General features: G+C 59.5%; 18 protein-coding genes. 15 read left to right on the forward strand and 3 right to left on the reverse strand.

Annotated features, from left to right (window positions below; genetic code table 11):
• Window positions 1–72: 72 nt before the first annotated feature.
• From dapC to map, 3 genes are all read right to left on the reverse strand, one after another.
• The gene (dapC, locus tag AC07OV_RS05280; protein WP_494998197.1) at window positions 73–1272 is read right to left on the reverse strand and encodes a succinyldiaminopimelate transaminase; all 1200 of its coding nucleotides are present in this window, start codon (window positions 1270–1272) and stop codon (window positions 73–75) included.
• A 144-nt stretch (window positions 1273–1416) separates the two neighbouring features.
• Window positions 1417–4119 carry a [protein-PII] uridylyltransferase gene (locus tag AC07OV_RS05285; protein ID WP_495091732.1) on the reverse strand — a complete coding sequence of 901 codons (2703 nt, stop codon included), beginning with the start codon at window positions 4117–4119 and terminating at the stop codon, window positions 1417–1419.
• A 64-nt stretch (window positions 4120–4183) separates the two neighbouring features.
• Window positions 4184–4978 (reverse strand): type I methionyl aminopeptidase, encoded by a 795-nt coding sequence (map, locus tag AC07OV_RS05290; protein ID WP_176994689.1) that lies wholly within the window; start codon window positions 4976–4978, stop codon window positions 4184–4186.
• 387 nt (window positions 4979–5365) lie between these two features.
• Here map and rpsB point away from each other — a divergent pair, with 387 nt between their 5' ends.
• The 15 genes from rpsB (at window position 5366) to rnhB (ending at window position 20006) form a co-directional block, all read left to right on the forward strand.
• A complete protein-coding gene (gene rpsB, locus AC07OV_RS05295; RefSeq protein ID WP_003189158.1) occupies window positions 5366–6103 on the forward strand; it encodes a 30S ribosomal protein S2 in 738 nt (245 codons plus the stop codon).
• Between the two features lie 190 nt (window positions 6104–6293).
• Window positions 6294–7157, forward strand: a complete 864-nt coding sequence (gene tsf / locus AC07OV_RS05300; RefSeq protein ID WP_016974403.1) for a translation elongation factor Ts — start codon at window positions 6294–6296, stop codon at window positions 7155–7157.
• 211 nt (window positions 7158–7368) lie between these two features.
• Window positions 7369–8112 (forward strand): UMP kinase, encoded by a 744-nt coding sequence (gene pyrH / locus AC07OV_RS05305; RefSeq protein ID WP_003189161.1) that lies wholly within the window; start codon window positions 7369–7371, stop codon window positions 8110–8112.
• On the forward strand, window positions 8109–8666 hold the full coding sequence (gene frr, locus AC07OV_RS05310; protein WP_016974404.1) for a ribosome recycling factor: 558 nt from the start codon (window positions 8109–8111) through the stop codon (window positions 8664–8666). Before pyrH ends, frr begins: the two co-directional genes overlap by 4 nt.
• A 17-nt stretch (window positions 8667–8683) precedes the next feature.
• Complete coding sequence (gene uppS, locus AC07OV_RS05315; RefSeq protein ID WP_016974405.1) at window positions 8684–9439, forward strand: polyprenyl diphosphate synthase; 756 nt, start codon at window positions 8684–8686, stop codon at window positions 9437–9439.
• The gene (locus AC07OV_RS05320; protein ID WP_494998195.1) at window positions 9440–10249 is read left to right on the forward strand and encodes a phosphatidate cytidylyltransferase; all 810 of its coding nucleotides are present in this window, start codon (window positions 9440–9442) and stop codon (window positions 10247–10249) included.
• The gene (gene ispC, locus AC07OV_RS05325; protein WP_494998194.1) at window positions 10246–11436 is read left to right on the forward strand and encodes a 1-deoxy-D-xylulose-5-phosphate reductoisomerase; all 1191 of its coding nucleotides are present in this window, start codon (window positions 10246–10248) and stop codon (window positions 11434–11436) included. The genes AC07OV_RS05320 and ispC overlap by 4 nt, the downstream gene beginning before the upstream one ends.
• Before the next feature lie 52 nt (window positions 11437–11488).
• The gene (gene rseP, locus AC07OV_RS05330) at window positions 11489–12841 is read left to right on the forward strand and encodes a sigma E protease regulator RseP (RefSeq protein ID WP_494998193.1); all 1353 of its coding nucleotides are present in this window, start codon (window positions 11489–11491) and stop codon (window positions 12839–12841) included.
• A gap of 74 nt (window positions 12842–12915) precedes the next feature.
• Window positions 12916–15303, forward strand: a complete 2388-nt coding sequence (bamA, locus tag AC07OV_RS05335; protein WP_176994694.1) for an outer membrane protein assembly factor BamA — start codon at window positions 12916–12918, stop codon at window positions 15301–15303.
• A gap of 45 nt (window positions 15304–15348) precedes the next feature.
• Complete coding sequence (locus tag AC07OV_RS05340; RefSeq protein ID WP_003172279.1) at window positions 15349–15852, forward strand: OmpH/Skp family outer membrane protein; 504 nt, start codon at window positions 15349–15351, stop codon at window positions 15850–15852.
• A gap of 3 nt (window positions 15853–15855) precedes the next feature.
• Window positions 15856–16911 (forward strand): UDP-3-O-(3-hydroxymyristoyl)glucosamine N-acyltransferase, encoded by a 1056-nt coding sequence (lpxD, locus tag AC07OV_RS05345; RefSeq protein WP_176994695.1) that lies wholly within the window; start codon window positions 15856–15858, stop codon window positions 16909–16911.
• Window positions 16912–17021: 110 nt separating this feature from the next.
• Window positions 17022–17462, forward strand: a complete 441-nt coding sequence (gene fabZ / locus AC07OV_RS05350) for a 3-hydroxyacyl-ACP dehydratase FabZ (protein WP_003172281.1) — start codon at window positions 17022–17024, stop codon at window positions 17460–17462.
• Window positions 17459–18235 (forward strand): acyl-ACP--UDP-N-acetylglucosamine O-acyltransferase, encoded by a 777-nt coding sequence (lpxA, locus tag AC07OV_RS05355; RefSeq protein WP_176994696.1) that lies wholly within the window; start codon window positions 17459–17461, stop codon window positions 18233–18235. Before fabZ ends, lpxA begins: the two co-directional genes overlap by 4 nt.
• 2 nt (window positions 18236–18237) lie before the next feature.
• Window positions 18238–19377 carry a lipid-A-disaccharide synthase gene (lpxB, locus tag AC07OV_RS05360; RefSeq protein WP_495091733.1) on the forward strand — a complete coding sequence of 380 codons (1140 nt, stop codon included), beginning with the start codon at window positions 18238–18240 and terminating at the stop codon, window positions 19375–19377.
• Window positions 19374–20006, forward strand: coding sequence for a ribonuclease HII (gene rnhB, locus AC07OV_RS05365; RefSeq protein WP_178919020.1), 633 nt, complete (start codon window positions 19374–19376; stop codon window positions 20004–20006). The genes lpxB and rnhB overlap by 4 nt, the downstream gene beginning before the upstream one ends.
• Window positions 20007–20053 lie beyond the last annotated feature (47 nt).

Raw genomic sequence — 20053 nt, forward strand, 5'->3', positions numbered from 1 at the left:
ACAAGAACGTTCCTGATCATGCTGTGTGAGAGTGTAAGCCCATGTATGTGTGGAGCGCGTGGGCTCGGCCTTTCATCGTCTGCGTTGAATAAAGTCGCGAATCCGCTCCGCTGCTTCCACGCACTCCGCCAACGGCGCGACCAGTGCCAGACGTACACGACCGGCGCCTGGGTTAAAGCCGTCCACCTCGCGAGACAGGTACGAGCCCGGTACCACGGTCACGTGTTCTTCCACGAACAGGTCGCGACAGAACGCGGTGTCGTCGCCCTTCACATTCGGCCACAAATAGAAGCCGCCATCCGGGCTCTCTACGTCCAGCACCGGCTTGAGAATCGCCAACACAGCGTCGAATTTTTCGCGATACAAGTCACGATTGTCGAGCACGTGGGCTTCATCCTGCCAGGCTGCAATGCTGGCCAGTTGCGTCTGCACCGGCATCGCGCAGCCGTGATAGGTGCGGTACAGCAGGAACGCCTTGAGGATGTCGGCGTCGCCGGCCACAAAACCGGAGCGCAGGCCTGGCAGGTTGGAGCGCTTGGACAGGCTATGGAATACCACGCAGCGCTTGAAGTCCTGGCGGCCCAGCTCGACGCAGGCGCTCAACAGGCCCGGTGGTGGGGTTTGTTCGTCGAAGTACAGTTCGCTGTAGCACTCGTCGGCGGCGATGACGAAGTCATGTTCGTCGGCCAGGGCGATGAGTTTTTTCAGGGTATCGACCGGGATCAGCGCGCCGGTCGGGTTACCCGGGGAGCACAGGAACAGGATCTGGCAGCGTTTCCAGATGTCCGGCGTCACGGCATCGAAATCCGGGTTGAAGCCGTTGGCATCCAGGCAAGGCAGGTAGTGTGGCTTGGCACCGGCCAGGAACGCCGCGCCTTCGTAGATCTGGTAGAACGGGTTCGGGCTCACCACCAGGGCGTCGTCACCGCGATTGACCACGGTCTGGGTGAAAGCGAACAGCGCCTCGCGGGTGCCGTTCACCGGCAGGATGTTGCGCGCAGGGTCCAGCCAGCCCTTGGGCACGTTGAAACGGCGTTCGCACCAGGCGCCAATGGCCTCGCGCAAGGCCGGGATGCCCAGGGTGGTCGGGTACACCGCCATCTGGTCGAGGTTGTCGGCCAAGGCCTTGGCGACGAACTCCGGGGACGTGTGCTTGGGTTCGCCGATGGACAGCGCGATCGGGCGCTTGTCCGGGTTGGGCGTGACGCTGCCGAGCAGGGCGCGCAGTTTTTCGAACGGGTAGGGCTGGAGCTGGTTCAGGGCGTTGTTCATGTAAGCCTCTATTACGGTAAACACAGACCCTGTAGGAGCTGGCTTGCCAGCGATGGCATCGCCTCGGTACACCTGAGGCACCGAGGTGGCCGTATCGCCGGCAAGCCGGCTCCTACAAAAGGGTGTGTTCACAAAGTTGAAAATTCAAAGGGTCAGGCGCGTGAGCTCGACGCCGGGTTCCTGGGTCACGCTCAGCTGTTGCACGATGGCTTCCTGCAAGCGCAGGCACAGCTCCGGATCGGACAGCGGCTGGTTATCGGCGTCGGTGATGAAGAACACGTCTTCCACGCGCTCGCCGAGGGTCGCAATCTTGGCGTTCTGCAACGACAGGTCGAACTCCAGGAAGATCCCGCCGATGCGTGCCAGCAACCCCGGGCGATCCGGTGCGCTGAGTTCCAGCACGGTCACCGGCCGCTGGGCGTCGTTGGAAATGGTCACCTGGGGCGCAAACGCAAAGTGCTTGAGCTGGCGCGGTACCCGGCGCTGGATGATGGTCGGGTAGTCGTCAGGGTTGCGCAGGGCCTCGGTAAGGCCTTCGCGGATCTTTTTCACCCGCACCGGGTTGTCACCGATCGAGTCGCCGTCGGTGTCGAGCACAATGTAGGTGTCGAGGGTGAACTGACTGCTGGAGGTGATGACCCGTGCGTCATGAATGTTCAGGTTGAGCTGGTCCATGGCGGCCACGGTCACGGCGAAGAAGTCGTGCTGGTCCGGCGCATAGATGAAAATCTGCGTGCCGCCTTCGAATTCGCGCTGGGTGGTTTCCTTGATCAGCACCAAAGGCCCGCCATCGGCCGGCTGCTGCAGGATCGCGTCACTGTGCCAGGCCACATCGCCGGCGGTGTGGCGCAGAAAGTAGTCGTCGCCCAGTTGCGACCAGAGTTGCTCGACATCGTCCGGGTCGTTGCCGCCACGCACCAGGATGTCCAGGGCTGCGCTTTGGGTGCGGCGGATCTGCTCTTCGCGGTCCACTGGGTTTTCCAGGCCACGGCGCAGGGCGCGCTTGGTCTCGGTGTAGAGCTGGCGCAGCAGGCTGGCGCGCCAGGAGTTCCACAGCGTGGGGTTGGTGGCGTTGATGTCGGAGACCGTCAGCACATACAGGTAGTCGAGGCGGGTTTCATCGCCAACGATGCCAGCGAAGTCGTGGATCACCTGCGGGTCGGACAAGTCCTTGCGCTGGGCGGTGGTTGACATCACCAGGTGGTTCTGCACCAGCCAGACGATCAGGCGGCTGTCCCACAGCGGCAACTGGTGGCGCTGGCAGAACGCCTCTGCGTCGACGGCGCCGACTTCGGAATGATCGCCATGGCGGCCCTTGCCGATGTCGTGGTACAGGCCGGCGAGGTAGATCAGCTCGGGCTTGGGTAGCTTGGCCATGAGTTTGCTGGCCAGCGGGAATTTCTCTGACACCTGGGTGTACTGCAGCTTACGCAGGTGCTTGATCAGGTTCAGGGTGTGGGCGTCCACGGTGTAGATGTGGAACAGGTCGTGCTGCATCTGCCCGACGATAAAGCCGAACTCCGGCAGGTAGCGCCCGAGGATGCCGTAGCGGTTCATGCGCCGCAGGTTGCGGTGGATGCCGATCTTGCACTTGAACAGCTCGATGAACAGGCTGGTGTTGCGGATATCGTTGCGAAAGTCATCGTCGATCAGGTGACGGTTTTCCCGCAGCAAACGGATGGTGTCGGCGCGCACGCCCTTGATTTCCGGCTGCTGGGCCATCAGCACGAAGATTTCCAGCATGGCGAACGGGGTGCGTTTGAAGACGTTGTCGTTGCGCGCCTCGATATAGCCGTCGTGCAATTGGAAGCGTGAGTTGATCGGCTGAGGTGGTGCTTCGTCCTCAGGAGCGAGGATCACTTCTTCGAAGTGCTGGATGATCAGGTCGCTGAGCTGGGCAATGCTCATGACCACCCGGTAGTACTGCTGCATGAAGCTTTCGATGCTGGTCTTCGCGTCTTCGCCTTCAAACCCCAACAGGGTGGCGATGGAGCGTTGGTGGTCGAACAGCAGGCGGTCTTCGGAGCGCCCGGCGAGCATGTGCAAGGCGTAGCGCACTTTCCACAGAAACTCCTGGGAGGCGGCCAGCAGGGCGTTTTCGCTTTCCACCAGGAAGCCTTCGCCCGCCAGGGCACGCAGGTTCAGGGTGCCGTACTGGCGACGGGCAACCCACAAAATCGTCTGGATATCCCGCAGGCCACCGGGCGAGCCCTTGACGTTGGGTTCCAGGTTGTATTCGGTGTCGTTGTATTTGTGGTGCCGGGCCTTCTGCTCGGCGCGTTTGGCGAGGAAGAAGTCTTTGCTTGGCCACATGTGCGCGGTGCTGGTGACTTCGAGCATGCGCTGGCGCAGGCGTTCGGGGCCGGCGATGGTGCGGCTTTCCATCAGGTTGGTGATGACGGTCAGGTCGGCGCGGGCCTCTTCGGCGCATTCGTCCACCGAGCGCACGCTCTGGCCAACTTCCAGGCCGATGTCCCACAGCAACGTGAGAAAACGCTCGATGGAATCGCGAAAGATCTCATGGTCGGCGCTGTCCAGCAGGATCAGCAGGTCGATGTCGGAGTAGGGGTGCAGTTCGCCGCGCCCGTAGCCGCCGACCGCCACCAGAGCGATGTCGGCGTCTTCGCTCCAGCTGAAGTGCTCCCAAGCCTTTTGCAGGATGTTATCGACGAACCAGGCGCGGTCCTCGATCAGCCTGCGGATGTCCCGGCCACTGCGAAAGCGCTCATCGAGCACCTCGCGGGCCTGGCGGATAGCCTTCTTGAAGGCGGCGATGGGGCTTGCCTTCAACGCCAGTTCGGCCTGGAACTGGCCACGGTCGAAGAGTTCGGGATCCACCTGGGGCATCGATCGGTTTTCCTTTCTATCTATCAGTCAGTCACAACACAGTGGGGGAAAACCTAAGCAAGCTTTACGCCGAAGCCGCACCCGACGTGCGCGGGATCGTGTCGTCGGCGCGCAGGGTGAAGATTTCGTAGCCGGTTTCGGTGACCAGCAGGGTGTGTTCCCATTGGGCCGAGAGCTTGCGGTCCTTGGTGATGGCGGTCCAGCCGTCGCCCAGCACCTTGGTGTCGGCCTTGCCCTGGTTGATCATGGGCTCGATGGTGAAGGTCATGCCTGCTTTCAGCTCCATGCCGGTGCCGGCGCGGCCGTAGTGCAGGATCTGTGGCTCTTCGTGGAACACGGTGCCGATGCCGTGGCCGCAGAACTCGCGCACCACCGAGAAGCCGTTCTTTTCCGCGTGCTTCTGGATCACTTCACCGATGTCGCCCAGGCGGCAGCCGGGTTTGACGATTTCGATGGCCTTGTACATGCATTCCTGGGTCACCTGGGACAGGCGCTCGGCCCAGACCGGCACAGTGCCGACATGGAACATGCGGCTGGTGTCGCCGAAGTAGCGGTCCTTGATCACGGTGACGTCGATGTTCAGGGTGTCGCCGTCTTTCAAAGGCTTGTCGCCCGGGATCCCGTGGCAGACCACGTGGTTGACCGAGGTGCAGATCGACTTGGGGAAACCCTTGTAGTTCAGCGGGGCAGGGATGGCCTTTTGCACATTGACTATATAGTCGTGGCAGATCTGGTTCAGGGTGTCGGTGGTGACGCCGGGCTTGACGTGTTCGGCGATCATTTCCAGCACGTCGGCAGCCAGTTTGCCGGCGATGCGCATGCCGGCGATGTCTTCGGCGGTTTTCAAACTTACGGTCATACAGGCTCTCTCTAGCGCGACGCGCTGAAATCAATACGGTTTACGGGCGTGCGACAAAAGGTTACAGAATTCGCACAAGCCACAAAAAACGCGATTCTAACAGACGATGGCGTCAAATCATGAGCCTCTGATAATCGCTTCTCTCTATAAGGTAGGGGGTTGTGGGCTCTATTCAAGGGCTTGCGTGAAAGCGGTCGACGGCAGATGTGATTGCGGGTTTCGTTTTCGTCGATGCTGTGGTATAAAATGCGCCGCTTTCCGGGGATACCCCGCAAAGCTTAAATCCACACACGTGTCGACACGATGACCTGGGTGCCGGAGGCCTTGATGCCGCTGGTTGGTCATTGGGATACGTGGAGGCCAAACCCGACTTATTAAGGAACTATCATGTCCCAAGTCAACATGCGCGATATGCTGAAGGCCGGTGTGCACTTCGGTCACCAGACCCGTTACTGGAACCCGAAAATGGGTAAATACATTTTCGGCGCGCGTAACAAGATCCACATCATCAACCTTGAAAAAACCCTGCCAATGTTCAACGAAGCTCTGACTTTCGTAGAGCGTCTGGCACAGGGCAAAAACAAGATTCTGTTCGTCGGCACCAAGCGTTCCGCTGGCAAGATCGTTGCTGAAGAAGCAGCACGTTGCGGTTCGCCGTACGTCGATCACCGCTGGTTGGGCGGCATGCTGACCAACTTCAAAACCATCCGTGCTTCCATCAAGCGTCTGCGTGACCTTGAAGTACAAGCCGAAGACGGTACTTTCGCCAAGCTGACCAAGAAAGAAGCGCTGATGCGCTCCCGTGACCTGGAAAAGCTCGATCGTTCCCTGGGTGGTATCAAGGACATGGGCGGTCTGCCTGACGCACTGTTCGTTATCGACGTTGATCACGAGCGCATCGCGATCACCGAAGCCAACAAGCTGGGCATCCCTGTTATCGGCGTAGTCGATACCAACAGCAGCCCGGAAGGCGTTGACTACATCATCCCAGGCAACGATGACGCAATCCGCGCTATCCAGCTGTACATGGGTTCGATGGCTGACGCTGTAATCCGTGGTCGCAACCACGTTGCAGGTGGTACCGAGCAGTTCGTTGAAGAAGCTCCGGTAGCTGCCGCTGAGTAATAGCGCCCTGGCGTTGACTCAGTAAGCAAAAAGGGGGCTTGGCCCCCTTTTTGCCACCTCGAAAACCATTTGTCGGCAGCGCAGCTACATCATTTGTAACGTGCAGCGGCCTACAAGGGTGGTTCGGGAAGAATTGATCGCCCGTTTGATCGGGTGGAATGGTTGAAAACCTATCCAAGAGGATTTTGAAATGGCAGAGATTACTGCAGCGTTGGTTAAAGAACTGCGTGAGCGTACCGGCGAAGGTATGATGGATTGCAAAAAGGCCTTGACCAAGGCCGGCGGCGACATCGAAAAAGCCATCGACGACATGCGTGCTTCGGGCGCCATCAAGGCCGCCAAGAAAGCCGGCAACGTCGCTGCTGAAGGCGCTATCGCTCTGAAAGAAGACGGTAAGTCCGCTGTTCTGCTGGAAGTGAACTCGCAGACCGACTTCCTGGCTCTGCAGGACGACTTCAAGGCATTCGTGGCTGCCAGCGTTGAAAAAGCATTCGCTGACAAGCTGACCACCGTTGAGCCTCTGATCGAAGCTCAAGAAGCTGCTCGCCTGGTACTGGTCGGCAAGGTTGGCGAAAACGTCAACATCCGTCGCCTGGCCCGCGTTGAAGGTGACGTGGTTGGTGGCTACCTGCACGGCAACAAGATCGGTGTAGCGGTTGTTCTGAAAGGCGGCGACGTAGAGCTGGCCAAAGACATCGCTATGCACGTTGCTGCAAGCAACCCTGAGTTCCTGCTGCCTTCGGAAGTTTCGGCCGAAGCGATCGAGCGTGAAAAAGCTGTATTCCTGCAGCTGAACGAAGAAAAAATCAAAGGCAAGCCAGAAAACATTGTTGAGAACATGGTCAAAGGCCGTATCAGCAAGTTCCTGGCTGAAGCAAGCCTGGTTGAGCAGGCGTTCGTCAAGAACCCTGAAATCAAGGTTGGCGACCTGGCCAAGAAAGCCGGTGCTGAAATCGTTTCCTTCACCTACTTCAAAGTAGGCGAAGGCATCGAGAAGCCGGTCGACAACTTCGCTGAAGAAGTTGCTGCCCAGCTGGCTGCCGCCAAGCAATAAGACAGTTTTAAACTGTCGCCCGAAAGAGGCTGCCCGCTCACGCGCGCAGCCTCTTTTCAAATGGGAAGGCCGATTTTATTTGGCTTCCCCTCGGAACTGGCTTACAAAGCCGTGTTCCGATGGCGCTGTGATAGCGTCCAGCTAGAGTGAACGCAAGCCGTAAACGGCTCGCCAAGAATTTTTAAAAAATACGCCGCAGGAGAGATTCGCAATGGCTCAGCAGGGCAGTGGTTATCAGGCTCGCTATAAACGCATTCTACTCAAGCTTAGCGGCGAGGCCCTGATGGGCTCGGAAGAGTTCGGGATCGATCCCAAGGTGCTCGACCGCATGGCGCTGGAGGTCGGCCAATTGGTCGGTATCGGCGTACAAGTCGGCCTGGTGATCGGTGGCGGCAACCTGTTCCGCGGCGCGGCGCTGAGTGCAGCCGGCATGGATCGGGTCACGGGCGACCACATGGGCATGCTGGCCACTGTGATGAACGCCCTGGCTATGCGCGACGCCCTGGAGCGCGCCAATATCTCGGCCATCGTGATGTCGGCTATTTCCATGGTCGGCGTGACCGATCACTATGATCGTCGTAAAGCCATGCGCCACCTGAACTCCAAGGAAGTGGTGATCTTTGCCGCCGGCACGGGTAACCCGTTCTTCACCACCGATTCGGCTGCCTGCCTGCGTGCCATCGAGATCGATGCCGATGTGGTGCTCAAGGCCACCAAGGTGGATGGTGTGTACACCGCAGACCCATTCAAAGACCCGCATGCCGAGAAGTTCGATCATCTGACCTACGATGAAGTACTGGATCGCAAGCTGGGCGTGATGGACCTGACGGCTATTTGCCTGTGCCGCGACCACAAGATGCCGCTGCGCGTATTTAACATGAACAAGCCCGGCGCCCTGCTGAATATCGTACACGGCGGCGCGGAAGGGACTCTGATCGAGGAAGGCCAACAATGATCAACGAAATCAAGAAAGACGCCCAAGCGCGTATGCAGAAATCCCTGGAGTCTCTGAGCCACGCATTCGGCCAGATTCGTACCGGCAAGGCGCACCCGAGCATCCTGGGCAGCGTGATGGTGCCTTACTACGGCGCTGACACCCCGCTGAGCGGCGTGGCCAACGTCACCGTGAAAGACTCGCGTACCCTGCAGGTCGTGGCATTCGAGCGCAACATGCTCGCCGCGGTCGACAAGGCAATCCAGAGCGCCGGCCTGAACCTCAACCCGACCAACCTGGGTGAGTTGCTGCTGATCTCCATGCCAGCCCTGACCGAAGAAACCCGCAAGGGCTTCACCAAGCAGGCGCGCAGCGCAGCAGAAGATGCCCGTGTTGCCGTGCGCAACATCCGTCGCGATGCCCTGGGTGACCTGAAGAAGCTGGTCAAGGACAAGGAAATCAGCGAAGACGAAGAGCGTCGTGCCGTTGCCGATATCGACAAGCTGACCAAAGATGCCGAGGCCCAGATCACCAAGGCCACGGAAGAAAAAGAAAAGGACCTGATGGCCGTATAAGGGGTCAGGACGCCTTCATGGAAAAGACCAAGCAGACTGTACCCTCTGTGGTGCCGCGCCATGTCGCGATCATCATGGATGGGAATAATCGCTGGGCGAAGAAACGCTTTATGCCGGGTGTAGCCGGGCATAAAGCGGGTGTCGATGCGGTGCGGGCTGTGATTGAGGTGTGCGCCGAAGCCAAGGTCGAAGTGCTGACCTTGTTCGCCTTCTCCAGTGAAAACTGGCAGCGCCCTGCCGAAGAAGTCAGTGCCTTGATGGACCTGTTCTTCAAGGCCCTGCGTCGTGAGGCCAAACGTCTCAACGACAACAACATCAGCCTGCGCATCATTGGTGATCGCTCGCGGTTTCACCCGGAGCTGCAGGCAGCCATGCGCGAGGCGGAAGCTATCACGGCCGGCGCCAACCGTTTTGTGCTGCAGATTGCCGCCAACTACGGCGGTCAGTGGGATATCGCGCAAGCGGCGCAACGCCTTGCCCGCGAAGTGCAGGCCGGTCATCTGCGGCCGGACGACATTACGCCCGAACTGCTGCAAACCTGCCTGGTCACCGGTGACCTGCCGTTGCCGGACCTGTGCATCCGTACCGGTGGTGAGCACCGCATCAGCAACTTCCTGCTGTGGCAGCTGGCTTACACCGAGCTGTACTTCTCCGACCTGTTCTGGCCGGACTTCAAACACGATGCCATGCGCAATGCGCTGGCCGATTTCGCTTCCCGTCAGCGTCGCTTCGGTAAAACGAGCGAGCAGATCGAAGCTGGAGCCCGGGTTTAAATGCTTAAACAACGAATCATCACTGCACTGATCCTGCTGCCGATCGCCTTGTGCGGGTTCTTCCTGCTCGATGGTTCCGGCTTTGCGCTGTTTATCGGCCTAGTCGTGACCCTGGGCGCCTGGGAATGGGCGCGCCTGGCGGGTTTCAATGCGCAATTGCCGCGCGTGGTGTACGCCGCCGTGGTCGCGGTGCTGCTGTTTCTGATGCATACCCTGTCGAGCATCGTCGTGCCTTGGGTGTTGGGGGCGGCTGTGTTGTGGTGGGCGCTTGCGACTTTCCTGGTGTTGACGTTTCCGCGCACCAGCGGTCACTGGTCCAGCGTTGCCAGCAAGCTGGTGATTGGTTTGTTGATTCTGCTGCCGGCCTGGCAAGGGTTGGTGGAAATCAAGAATTCGCCCATGGGCAACTGGCTGATCATGGCGGTAATGGTCTTGGTGTGGGGCGCTGATATCGGCGCGTACTTCTCAGGTCGGGCCTTCGGCAAGCGCAAGCTGGCGCCGGCTGTCAGCCCGGGCAAGAGCTGGGAGGGGGTGTACGGCGGTCTGGCATTGACCCTGGTCATCACGCTGGTGGTCGGTGTTGTACGCGATTGGTCAGCCAAGGAGATCTTCCTGGCGCTGTTGGGTACCGCTGTCGTCGTGTTTATCTCCGTAGTCGGTGACCTCACTGAAAGCATGTTCAAGCGCCAGGCCGGGATCAAGGACAGCAGCAACCTGCTGCCAGGTCACGGTGGTGTGCTGGACCGTATCGACAGCCTGACTGCTGCGATTCCTATCTTCGCCGTACTGTTGTGGATGACCGCTTCGTGAGCCGCCTGCAGCAAGTGACCGTGCTGGGTGCAACCGGCTCGGTAGGGTTGAGCACCCTGGATGTGATCGCGCGTCACCCGGACCGTTATCAAGTTTTCGCCCTGACCGGGTTTACCCGCCTGAGTGAGCTGCTGGCCTTGTGCGTGCGCCACGCGCCGCGTTTTGCTGTAGTGCCTGAGGCGGCAGCAGCCCGTGGCTTGCAGGAAGATCTGCGGGCAGCCGGTCTTGCCACTCAAGTGTTGGTGGGCGAGGAGGGGCTTTGCCAGGTTTCGGCAGATGCCGAGGTCGATACCGTCGTGGCAGCCATCGTTGGTGCTGCGGGCCTACGTCCGACGCTCGCGGCTGTTGATGCGGGCAAGAAGATCCTGCTGGCCAATAAAGAAGCGCTGGTGATGTCCGGCGCACTCTTCATGCAGGCGGTGCGCAAGAGCGGCGCCGTATTGCTGCCTCTCGACAGTGAGCACAATGCGATCTTCCAGTGCATGCCGGGGGATTTTTCCCGTGGTCTGAGCCAGGTCGGCGTGCGTCGCATTCTGCTGACCGCTTCGGGTGGCCCGTTCCGTCAGACGCCGTCGGCGGAGCTGGAGCATGTCTCTCCTGACCAGGCTTGTGCTCATCCGAACTGGTCTATGGGGCGCAAAATCTCCGTAGACTCAGCCAGCATGATGAACAAGGGCCTGGAGTTGATCGAAGCCTGCTGGCTGTTCGATGCCCGGCCGGATCAGGTTGAGGTGGTGATTCACCCACAAAGTGTGATTCATTCCCTGGTCGACTATGTGGACGGTTCGGTATTGGCGCAGTTGGGCAACCCCGACATGCGCACACCGATCGCCAATGCCCTGGCGTGGCCTGAGCGGATCGATTCCGGGGTCGCGCCTCTGGATCTGTTTGCCATCGCCCGCCTGGACTTCGAGGCACCGGACGAGCAGCGCTTCCCTTGTCTGCGCCTGGCGCGACAAGCGGCCGAGGCCGGCAACAGTGCGCCGGCCATGCTCAATGCGGCTAACGAAGTGGCGGTGGCGGCGTTTCTTGATGGGCGCATCCGCTTTCCGCAGATCGCGAGTATCATCGAGGACGTGCTGAGCCTTGAGCCTGTGGTCGCGGTGAATGACCTGGGCGCGGTGTTCGAGGCGGATGCAAAGGCTCGAGCGCTGGCCGGGCAATGGCTGAACCGCAATGCGCGTTAGTCTGTCGGCGCAGTAGGCCTTCGGGCACTGGATTGGAATGCGGAGAAATTAGATGAGTGCGCTCTACATGATTGTCGGCACCCTGGTTGCTCTGGGTGTGTTGGTTACCTTCCACGAATTCGGCCACTTTTGGGTGGCGCGTCGTTGCGGCGTCAAGGTATTGCGCTTTTCCGTCGGTTTCGGCATGCCGCTGGTACGCTGGCACGACCGCCATGGCACCGAGTTCGTGATTGCGGCCATTCCGCTGGGCGGCTACGTCAAGATGCTCGATGAGCGTGAAGGCGAAGTGCCGGCCGATCAACTGGACCAGTCCTTCAACCGCAAGACCGTTCGTCAGCGCATTGCCATTGTTGCCGCGGGCCCGATTGCCAACTTCCTGTTGGCGATGGTGTTTTTCTGGGTCTTGGCGATGCTGGGTAGTCAGCAAGTGCGTCCGGTTATCGGTGCGGTCGAGGCAGATAGCATGGCGGCCAAGGCCGGCCTGGTTGCTGGGCAAGAAATTGTTTCCATTGATGGCGAACCCACCACTGGCTGGGGCGCGGTCAATCTGCAGTTGGTTCGTCGCTTGGGCGAAAGCGGCACCGTCAATGTGGTGGTGCGCGAACAAGACTCCACCACTGAGACGCCACGTGAGTTGGCCCTGGATCATTGGCTTAAAGGCGCCGATGAGCCGGACCCGATCAAATCCCTGGGTATTCGCCCATGGCGCCCTGCGCTGCCGCCGGTCCTTGCGGAGCTGGACCCGAAAGGTCCGGCCCAGGCTGCCGGCTTGAAAACCGGCGATCGACTGCTGGCGCTCGATGGTCAGTCGCTGGGCGACTGGCAACAAGTGGTCGATCTGGTGCGTGTACGCCCTGATACCAAAATTGTGCTGAAAGTTGAGCGCGATGGTGCTCAAATCGACGTCCCTGTGACCTTGTCGGTGCGGGGCGAAGCCAAGGCGGCCGGGGGCTACCTGGGTGCTGGAGTCAAGGGCGTAGAGTGGCCGCCGTCGATGGTGCGCGAGGTCAGCTTCGGGCCTTTGGCAGCGATTGGCGAGGGTGCGAAACGCACTTGGACCATGAGTGTGCTGACCCTCGAATCCCTCAAGAAAATGTTGTTCGGCGAGCTCTCGGTAAAAAACTTGAGTGGACCGATAACCATTGCTAAAGTGGCGGGCGCTTCTGCCCAGTCGGGTGTCGCAGATTTCCTGAATTTCCTGGCTTATCTGAGTATTAGCCTGGGGGTTTTGAATTTGCTGCCCATTCCAGTATTGGATGGGGGGCATCTGTTGTTTTATCTGGTCGAGTGGGTGCGTGGTCGCCCCTTGTCGGATCGGGTGCAGGGTTGGGGGATACAGATCGGTATCAGTTTGGTGGTCGGGGTGATGTTGTTAGCTCTGGTCAACGATCTGGGACGACTGTAACGCTTCGCTGAATTGCGAATCTGCCGCATTTTGCGGCAGTTTGTTTATTGCCAGTTGGAATAAGAAAGGACTTCATGAAACGTCTGCTGCTAACTGCGGTTCTCACCGTATTGATGATCGCCGAAGTTCACGCCGAGTCCTTCACTATCTCCGATATTCGCGTCAACGGCCTCCAGCGGGTTTCCGCAGGTAGCGTCTTTGGTGCCTTGCCGTTGAACGTCGGGGAACAGGCTGATGACCGTCGCCTGGTGGAATCCACTCGTGCGCTGTTCAAAACCGGGTTCTTTCAAGATATCCAACTGGGTCGCGAAGGCAACGTCCTGGTCATCACCGTGGTCGAGCGACCTTCCGTCGCTAGTATCGAGATCGAGGGTAACAAGGCGATCTCTACTGAAGACCTGATGAAGGGCCTCAAGCAATCCGGCCTGGCCGAAGGCGAGATCTTCCAGCGCGCCACACTCGAGGGTGTGCGTAACGAACTGCAACGCCAGTACGTTGCCCAGGGCCGCTATTCCGCGACCGTGGAAACGGAAGTGATCCCGCAGCCTCGTAACCGTGTCGGCCTGAAGGTCAACATCAACGAAGGCACCGTGGCCGCCATTCAGCACATCAACGTGGTGGGCAACACCAAGTTCTCTGATGACGACCTGATCGACCTGTTCGAACTCAAGACCACCAACTGGTTGTCGTTCTTCAAGAACGATGACAAGTACGCCCGTGAAAAGCTGTCCGGTGACCTGGAGCGCCTGCGTTCCTACTACCTGGACCGTGGCTATATCAACATGGATATCGCTTCGACCCAGGTGTCCATCACCCCTGACAAGAAGCATGTCTACATCACTGTCAACGTCAACGAAGGCGAGAAGTACACCGTTCGTGACGTGAAGCTCAGCGGCGACCTGAAAGTCCCTGAAGACCAGGTCAAGGCCCTGCTGCTGGTGCAGAAGAACCAAGTGTTCTCGCGCAAGCTGATGACCACCACTTCCGAGCTGATCACCCGTCGCCTGGGTAACGAAGGCTACACCTTCGCCAACGTCAACGGCGTACCGACCCCGCATGATGATGACCACACCGTGGACATCACCTTCGTTGTCGATCCAGGCAAGCGTGCCTACGTGAACCGCATCAACTTCCGTGGCAACACAAAGTCTGCGGACGAAGTGCTGCGCCGTGAAATGCGCCAGATGGAAGGTGGCTGGGCGTCAACTTACCTGATCGACCAGTCCAAGACCCGTCTTGAGCGGCTGGGCTTCTTCAAGGAAGTCAACGTTGAGACCCCGGCTGTACCGGGTGTGGATGACCAGGTTGACGTGAACTACGCCGTAGAAGAGCAAGCGTCGGGTTCGATCACCGCCAGCGTCGGCTTTGCACAGAGTGCCGGCCTGATCCTCGGTGGTTCGATTACCCAGAACAACTTCCTCGGTACCGGTAACAAGGTTTCCATCGGCCTGACCCGAAGCGAATACCAGAGCCGCTATAACTTCGGTTATGTCGACCCCTACTGGACTGCCGACGGTGTGAGCCTGGGCTACAACGCCTTCTACCGCACCACCGACTACAAAGACCTCGACGTTGACGTTGCAAGCTATGCGATCGACAGCCTCGGTGCCGGTGTCAACATCGGTTACCCGATCAGCGAAACCTCGCGTCTGACGTTCGGCCTGACCGCGCAACAGGATGAGATCAAGACCGGTGTGTACACCGTGGACGAGATCTTCAACTTCGTGCGTACCGAAGGTGACAAGTTCCTGAACTTCAAGGCATCGGCCGGTTGGTCCGAGTCGACCCTGAACAAAGGCGTACTGGCGACCCGTGGCCACTCCCAGAGCCTGACTTTGGAAGCAACCACGCCGGGCAGCGACCTGTCGTTCTTCAAGCTCGACTACCGTGGCCAGTTGTTCCAGCCACTGAGCGATAACTACACCATGCGCCTGCACACCGAATTGGGTTATGGCGATGGTTATGGTTCGACTCATGGTCTACCGTTCTACGAGAACTACTACGCAGGTGGCTTCAACTCTGTACGTGGTTTCAAGGACAGCACCCTCGGCCCGCGTGGTACTCCGAGCCGTGGTGTTGGCGTAACCGGCAACAATGGCACAGTGGCTGACTCGGACAACGACCCGCTGCCGTTCGGTGGCAACGTGTTGATCCAGGGTGGTGCGGAAATTCTGTTCCCGCTGCCATTCGTCAAGGATCAGCGTTCGCTGCGGACCTCGGTATTCTGGGACGTGGGTAACGTGTTCGACTCCAAGTGCGACCAGATCACCAACCCGAGTGGCGTGAAGTCTCAGACTCAGTGCAACGATATCAGTCTGAGTAACCTCGCCAGTTCCGTGGGTGTGGGTGTGACGTGGGTGACTGCGCTCGGCCCGTTGAGCTTTGCTCTGGCCATGCCGATCAAGAAACCGGATAACGCTGAAACCCAGATTTTCCAATTCTCCCTCGGCCAGACGTTCTAAGCGTCTGACCCAAGATAACGACAACGGATTCTGTAGGAGTACATCGTGCGTAAGTTGACTCAATTGGTTCTGCTGGCAACTGTGCTGGTAACCACCCCGGCCTTCGCCGAAATGAAAATCGCCGTCCTGAACTATCAGATGGCTCTGCTGGAGTCGGACGCGGCCAAGAAATACGCCGTGGATGCCGAGAAAAAGTTCGGTCCGCAACTGACCAAGCTCAAGACGCTGGAAAGCAGCGCCAAGGGTATCCAGGATCGTCTGGTTGCCGGTGGTGACAAAATGCAGCAAGGCGAGCGCGAGCGCCTGGAGCTTGAATTCAAGCAAAAGGCCCGTGACTACCAGTTCCAGTCCAAAGAACTGAACGAAGCCAAGGCTGTTGCCGACCGTGAAATGCTGAAACAGCTGAAGCCGAAACTCGACAGCGCTGTGGAAGAAGTCATCAAGAAAGGTGCCTTTGACCTGGTGTTCGAGCGTGGCGCTGTGATCGACGTCAAGCCTCAATACGACATCACCCGTCAGGTGATCGAGCGCATGAACCAGCTGAAGTAAGCCATGACCGCGACTATCAAGCTCGGCGAGTTGGCCGAGTTCCTGGGGGCCACCTTGCGTGGCTCCAAGGAGAAAGAAATCACTGGGCTAGCCACCTTGCAGGAGGCTGGCCCAGCTCAGTTGAGCTTCCTCGCAAATCCTCAATACCGTAAATACCTGGTTGATAGCCAAGCCGCAGCCGTGTTGCTGAAGGCCGCCGACGCCGAAGGGTTTACGGGGGATGCATTGGTGGTAGCTGACCCGTACCTGGCTTATGCACGGGCGTCGCACCTGTTCGATCCAAAACCCAAGGCCGCAGCCGGGATTCATCCGTCTGCGGTGATCGCCGATGATGCCCAGGTTGATCCTGCGGCAAGCATTGGCGCCTTTGCGGTGATCGAAAGTGGCGCGCGCATTGCGGCCGGGGTAACGGTGGGTGCGCACTGCTTTATCGGCGCCCGCTGCACCATTGGTGCCGATGGCTGGTTGGCGCCCCGTGTGACCCTGTATCACGATGTACGTATCGGTGAGCGCGTGGTCATCCAGTCGGGTGCCGTGATCGGTGGCGAGGGCTTCGGCTTCGCCAATTCGAAAGGCATCTGGAACAAGATCGCCCAGGTGGGCGGTGTATTGATCGGCGATGATGTGGAAATCGGCGTCAACACCGCTGTCGATCGCGGGGCCCTGGCCGATACCGTGCTGGGCAATGGCGTGAAGCTCGACAACCAGATTCAGATCGCCCACAACGTACAGGTCGGCGATCACACCGCCATGGCTGCGTGCGTAGGTATTTCCGGCAGCACCAAGATCGGCAAGCATTGCATGCTCGCCGGTGGCGTTGGGCTGGTGGGGCATATCGAAGTGTGCGACAACGTTTTCATTACCGGCATGACCATGGTCACCCACTCGATTACCGAGCCCGGGGCCTACTCATCCGGAACCGCCATGCAGCCCGCCGCTGAATGGCGCAAGAGTGCAGCGCGCTTGAGGCAGCTCGACGACATGGCTCGACGTCTCAAGCAGCTGGAAAAGCGTGTTGGAGACGTGACCCCTGGCGGTAATGCTTCATCAGAAGGCTGATACCATTTCCATATCAAGTGTGCACAGCCGCTAGACTGCCTCCTTGATTTGCTAGCGGGGCGTGCTTTAGTTCGCCCGCCCCCAATCTTTATTACAGGCTTCCCCCCGAAATGATGGACATCAACGAGATTCGCGAATACCTGCCTCACCGTTACCCGTTCCTGCTGGTGGACCGCGTAGTGGACCTCAATGTCGAGGAAAAGCGCATTCGTGCCTACAAGAATGTCAGCATCAACGAACCGTTCTTCAATGGTCACTTTCCTGCGCATCCAATCATGCCAGGCGTGCTGATCATCGAAGCGATGGCCCAGGCTGCCGGTATCCTTGGTTTCAAAATGCTCGACCTCAAGCCTGCCGACGGCACGCTTTACTATTTCGTGGGCTCCGACAAGCTGCGCTTCCGCAACCCGGTCACGCCAGGTGACCAGTTGATCCTGGAAGCCAAGTTCATCAGCTGCAAGCGCCAGATCTGGAAGTTCGAGTGCCAGGCCTCGGTAGACGGCAAGCCAGTGTGCTCCGCTGAGATCATCTGCGCGGAACGCAAACTATGAGTTTGATTGACCCTCGCGCAATCATCGATCCGTCGGCCGTACTGGCCGCCGACGTTGAGGTCGGCCCTTGGTCGATCATCGGCGCAGGTGTGGAAATCGGCGAGGGGACAGTCATCGGGCCGCACGTGATCCTCAAAGGTCCGACCCGCATTGGCAAACACAATCGCATCTACCAGTTCTCCTCGGTAGGCGAAGACACCCCGGACATGAAGTACAAGGGTGAAGAAACGCGCCTGGTAATCGGTGATCACAACATCATCCGTGAAGGCGTGACCATTCACCGTGGCACCGTGCAGGATCGTGCCGAGACCACGCTGGGCGACCACAACCTGGTCATGGCCTATGCGCACATCGGCCACGACAGCGTGATCGGCAACCACTGCATCCTGGTCAACAACACCGCCCTGGCGGGCCATGTGCACGTTGATGATTGGGCGATCCTGTCCGGTTTCACCCTGGTGCATCAGTACTGCCATATCGGCGCCCACAGCTTTTCCGGCATGGGCACCGCCATCGGCAAGGATGTACCGGCGTTTGTCACGGTATTCGGCAACCCGGCTGAAGCGCGCAGCATGAACTTCGAAGGCATGCGCCGTCGTGGTTTCAGCGAAGATGCGATTCACGCCCTGCGTCGTGCCTACAAGGTGGTCTACCGCCAGGGGCTGACCGTTGACCAGGCGTTGGCCGAACTGGCCGAGCCGGCAGCACAGTTCCCGGAAGTCGCCGTGTTCCGCGACTCGATCCAGGCGTCGACTCGCGGCATCACCCGCTGATCATGGCCAATCTGCGTATCGCGTTGGTGGCCGGAGAAGCTTCCGGCGATATTCTGGGTGCAGGTTTGATGCGGGCCCTCAAGGCCCAGCATCCTGCGGTGGAGTTCATTGGCGTGGGTGGCCCGCTGATGGAGGCCGAAGGCCTCACTTCCTACTTTCCCATGGAGCGTTTGTCGGTCATGGGGTTGGTGGAAGTGCTGGGCCGGCTGCGTGAGCTGCTCGCCCGCCGCAAGCTGCTGATCCAGACGCTCATCGAAGAAAAGCCCGACGTCTTTATCGGAATCGACGCGCCGGACTTCACCCTTAATATCGAACTCAAGTTGCGTCAGGCCGGGATCAAGACCGTGCATTACGTCAGTCCGTCAGTGTGGGCGTGGCGGCAGAAGCGCGTGCTGAAGATCCGTGAAGGCTGCGACCTGATGCTGACCCTGCTGCCGTTTGAGGCCAGGTTCTACGAAGAAAAGGGCGTACCGGTGCGGTTTGTTGGCCACACCCTGGCCGACGCCATTCCGCTGCAAGCCGACCGCGCGGCTGCCCGTGCCGAGTTGGGTTTGCCTGACGGCCCGTTGGTCGCATTGATGCCGGGCAGTCGCGGCGGTGAAGTCGGTCGGCTGGGGGCGCTGTTTTTTGATGCTGCCGAGCGTTTGATGGCCTTGAAGCCCGGGGTACGTTTTGTGCTGCCGTGCGCCAGCCCGCAACGCCGGGCACAGATCGAAACACTGCTGGAAGGCCGCAACCTGCCGTTGACCTTGCTCGACGGTCAGTCGCACCTGGCGTTGGCGGCCTGCGATGCGGTGTTGATCGCCTCCGGTACCGCCACCCTGGAAGCCTTGCTGTACAAGCGCCCGATGGTCGTGGCCTATCGTCTGGCGCCGCTGACCTTCTGGATTCTCAAGCGCATGGTCAAAAGCCCTTACATCTCCTTGCCCAACCTGCTGGCCCAGCGCCTGCTGGTGCCGGAGTTGTTGCAGGACGATGCGACGCCGCAAGCCCTGGCACAAACGCTCTTCCCGCTGATCGAGGGTGGCGAAGAGCAAACCCGTGGCTTTGACGAGATTCACCGCACCCTTCGCCGTGATGCGTCGAACCAGGCGGCGGATGCCGTGCTGACCTTGATCGGCCACAAACAGGAAGCCCTATGACGACGCAAATGGGTCTGGATTTCAGTCTGGTTGCCGAAGCCCATGAATTGGTGGCCGGCGTTGACGAAGTAGGGCGCGGCCCGTTGTGCGGTGCTGTCGTCACGGCCGCGGTGATTCTTGATCCGAACCGCCCGATCCTCGGTCTCAACGACTCGAAAAAGCTCACTGAGGCCCGCCGCGAAAAGCTTTTCGACGAGATCTGCGAGAAAGCCCTGAGCTGGCATATCGCCCGAGCCGAAGTCGAGGAAATCGACGAGTTGAACATCCTCCATGCCACCATGCTCGCGATGCAGCGCGCGGTGGAAGGCCTGCACGTCACGCCAAAACTGGCGATGATCGACGGCAACCGTTGCCCCAAGCTGGCCATGCCAGCTGAAGCGGTGGTGAAGGGGGACAGTAAGGTGCCAGCCATTGCCGCCGCCTCGATCCTGGCCAAGGTCAGCCGTGACCGTGAAATGGCGGCTTTTGAGTTGATCTACCCCGGCTACGGTATCGGTGGTCATAAAGGCTACCCGACGCCCGTTCATCTGGAAGCCCTGGCTCGCCTGGGCCCCACGCCGATCCACCGCCGCTCGTTCGCCCCGGTGCGCCAGGCTTACGAGGCGCGGGAGAGCCTCAGCGAGGTTTAGTCGCGAGGCTGATGTTTTTGCCAAGGCCCGGTACAATCCGGGCCTTG

This window comes from Pseudomonas sp. GW821-FHT09A09, assembly GCF_059418405.1.

What these genes read in the sequence shown, in the direction of transcription:
- dapC (WP_494998197.1), bottom strand. Translation starts at nt 1,272, where the DNA reads ATGAACAACGCCCTGAACCAGCTCCAGCCCTACCCGTTCGAAAAACTG.
- AC07OV_RS05285 (WP_495091732.1), bottom strand. Translation starts at nt 4,119, where the DNA reads ATGCCCCAGGTGGATCCCGAACTCTTCGACCGTGGCCAGTTCCAGGCC.
- map (WP_176994689.1), bottom strand. Translation starts at nt 4,978, where the DNA reads ATGACCGTAAGTTTGAAAACCGCCGAAGACATCGCCGGCATGCGCATC.
- rpsB (WP_003189158.1), top strand. Translation starts at nt 5,366, where the DNA reads ATGTCCCAAGTCAACATGCGCGATATGCTGAAGGCCGGTGTGCACTTC.
- tsf (WP_016974403.1), top strand. Translation starts at nt 6,294, where the DNA reads ATGGCAGAGATTACTGCAGCGTTGGTTAAAGAACTGCGTGAGCGTACC.
- pyrH (WP_003189161.1), top strand. Translation starts at nt 7,369, where the DNA reads ATGGCTCAGCAGGGCAGTGGTTATCAGGCTCGCTATAAACGCATTCTA.
- frr (WP_016974404.1), top strand. Translation starts at nt 8,109, where the DNA reads ATGATCAACGAAATCAAGAAAGACGCCCAAGCGCGTATGCAGAAATCC.
- uppS (WP_016974405.1), top strand. Translation starts at nt 8,684, where the DNA reads ATGGAAAAGACCAAGCAGACTGTACCCTCTGTGGTGCCGCGCCATGTC.
- AC07OV_RS05320 (WP_494998195.1), top strand. Translation starts at nt 9,440, where the DNA reads ATGCTTAAACAACGAATCATCACTGCACTGATCCTGCTGCCGATCGCC.
- rseP (WP_494998193.1), top strand. Translation starts at nt 11,489, where the DNA reads ATGAGTGCGCTCTACATGATTGTCGGCACCCTGGTTGCTCTGGGTGTG.
- bamA (WP_176994694.1), top strand. Translation starts at nt 12,916, where the DNA reads ATGAAACGTCTGCTGCTAACTGCGGTTCTCACCGTATTGATGATCGCC.
- lpxD (WP_176994695.1), top strand. Translation starts at nt 15,856, where the DNA reads ATGACCGCGACTATCAAGCTCGGCGAGTTGGCCGAGTTCCTGGGGGCC.
- fabZ (WP_003172281.1), top strand. Translation starts at nt 17,022, where the DNA reads ATGATGGACATCAACGAGATTCGCGAATACCTGCCTCACCGTTACCCG.
- lpxA (WP_176994696.1), top strand. Translation starts at nt 17,459, where the DNA reads ATGAGTTTGATTGACCCTCGCGCAATCATCGATCCGTCGGCCGTACTG.
- lpxB (WP_495091733.1), top strand. Translation starts at nt 18,238, where the DNA reads ATGGCCAATCTGCGTATCGCGTTGGTGGCCGGAGAAGCTTCCGGCGAT.
- rnhB (WP_178919020.1), top strand. Translation starts at nt 19,374, where the DNA reads ATGACGACGCAAATGGGTCTGGATTTCAGTCTGGTTGCCGAAGCCCAT.